Origin of the sequence: Dolichospermum sp. LEGE 00246 (assembly GCF_015207865.1) — a bacterium.
Lineage (GTDB): Bacteria > Cyanobacteriota > Cyanobacteriia > Cyanobacteriales > Nostocaceae > Dolichospermum > Dolichospermum heterosporum.
In genome coordinates, this window is sequence record NZ_JADEWA010000620.1 from 1 (window position 1) to 2,413 (window position 2,413).

2 protein-coding genes are annotated in these 2,413 nt (G+C 39.5%); one reads left to right on the forward strand and one right to left on the reverse strand.

The window, feature by feature from the left end; all coding sequences use genetic code 11:
* Positions 1–122 precede the first annotated feature (122 nt).
* A complete protein-coding gene (eno, locus tag IQ228_RS24770) occupies positions 123–1,412 on the reverse strand; it encodes a phosphopyruvate hydratase (protein ID WP_193964796.1) in 1,290 nt (429 codons plus the stop codon).
* A 427-nt stretch (positions 1,413–1,839) separates the two neighbouring features.
* On the opposite strand from eno, the gene IQ228_RS24775 reads away from it, so the two are divergent.
* A partial coding sequence (locus IQ228_RS24775; RefSeq protein WP_193964798.1) for a hypothetical protein occupies positions 1,840–2,413 on the forward strand: 574 nt, incomplete at its 3' end.

Here is a 2,413-nt window from a genome sequence, read left to right on the forward strand (position 1 = left end):
GCTTCCCCTGCTTCCCCTGCTTCCCCTGCTTCCCCTACTTCCCCTGCTTCCCCTACTTCCCCTGCTTTCTTCACTGTCACCTGTCACCTGTCACCTGTCACCTGTCACCTGTCACCTGTCACCTATTTTGGTCCTAAACCAACAGTACCAGCATAGACAGCGCGATCGCCTAATTCATGCTCAATGCGGAGGAGGCGATTGTATTTTGCTACCCGTTCACTGCGACACAGAGAACCGGTTTTAATTTGACCGGCGCGAGTAGCTACGGCTAAATCAGCAATAGTTGTATCTTCAGTTTCACCGGAACGATGGCTAATTACTGAACGGAAACCGTTGCGAGTGGCTAAATCAATGGTTTCCAAAGTTTCGGTTAATGAACCGATTTGATTCAACTTAATCAAAATCGAGTTAGCGGCTTTTTGTTCGATACCTTTTTGTAAGCGGGTAGCGTTAGTTACAAATAAATCATCACCCACCAATTGTACTTTTGAGCCGATTTTCTGAGTTAGTAATTGCCAACTTTGCCAATCTTCCTCATGTAAACCATCTTCAATAGATACAATGGGATATTGGTCAACCAACTGACCTAAATAATCAATAAACTCAACAGGACTATGGGGTTTACCATCATAAACATATTGTCCATTTTTGTAAAATTCACTTGCAGCCACGTCTAAGGCTAAAGCTACTTCTTCACCGGGTTTGTAACCAGCTTGTTTAATTGCAGCTACCAACAATTCTAAAGCCACTTGGTTAGATTCTAGGTTAGGTGCAAAACCACCTTCATCACCTACACCTGTCAGCAAACCTTTATCATCTAACACTTTGCTGAGAGTCGCAAATACTTCCGCACCCCAACGCAAAGCTTCTTTGAAAGAAGGAGCGCCAATAGGAACAATCATAAACTCTTGAAAGTCTACGTTGTTGGCTGCGTGCGCTCCACCATTGATCACATTCATCAAGGGGACGGGCAATAAATTCGCCAAAGGTCCACCCAAATAGCGATAGAGAGGAATATCCAAAGCTGCTGCACCTGCTTTAGCTGCTGCTAAGGAAATACCTAAAATGGCATTTGCACCTAAGTTAGATTTGTTAGCTGAACCATCTGTAGCAATCATTGTCCGGTCTAACAATTCTTGGTTGAGGACATCCAAACCTAATAATTTGGGTGCTAATATCTCATTGGCGTTTTTTACCGCCGTGAGGACTCCTTTACCACCATAACGGCTTTTATCCCCATCTCTCAGTTCATGAGCCTCAAATGTGCCTGTGGAAGCACCGCTAGGAACTTGCGCGAGTCCCACTGCACCCCCAGCTAAATGTACTTCCGCTTCTAGTGTAGGTCTTCCCCGTGAGTCGAGGATTTCGCGGGAGACAATGGCTTCAATAGCAGTGTCTAGGTATTTTGTCATTCGTGGTTTGTCCTTGATTTTGTGTATGTCGTCAGGGTTTAACCTTTACAGTTTACTAATAACCCAATCGCTAGTTTATGTGTTTCTGGGGGAAAATCGCCTGACATTAAAGAAGATTTCCGAGTTTGAGTCAACTCACAGGAAAGTTGATGAGTTTCTGATAGCGCAACGTGGCATTATCCATAACCTGGGGAATGCTAATGAATGTATAAATTGCTTTACCTGACTACTTGATTAATTTTTTTTAAGCCTTTAACCGTATAGTTGCCCAAGAAGACAGACAGTTGTATATTATATGAATGTAAAAAATAGTATAAATACTTTCAGTAACAATGCTCTAACGCTGACAATATCCATAGTCAAGTTAATGTTACAGCAAATCTTAGTTGCTGGTAAGCATAAAAACGCAATTACCATCAAATAGCCTATGACTGAAAATGATGAACAGGAATTTAATAAACTACTAGCAAAACCTGATAGTGAGTTGATTAAGGACATTCTTGAATACAATCAAATTCCATCTCTTGTATTATCTGGAGTGCTAACCGTAAACCCAGGTAGTCGTTATGGATATTTTAAATCTGTTCTTGATCATAACGGACGAAAAATAAAATATCCTAATGGTAATGATCTTGATGATATATTTATTTACGATCCTTATGAATTAGAAAAAGATGAACGGTATTATTTTGAGTGTGAATTAGCCAGCCTAAATGAAAAGAGAAAAAGGAACAATCCTTATTTATTAAAAACTACTGTTGATAGAGTTCAACAGGGAGAAAAATTAAATAGTCTTGTCAAAGCCATAGAGGAAAAGAATTATGAAATTAATGAACTAAATGAGGCAATTAAATATTGCGAGGAAACAATCGCTCAAAAAATTACCGAAATTTCAAAAAATGAGAGTTTCATATCGGAATTGAGTGAAAAAATAGAGTCCAATAAAATACAACTTGACCAAATAATAAATCAAAAAACGGAAATGGAAAACACTATAAAAA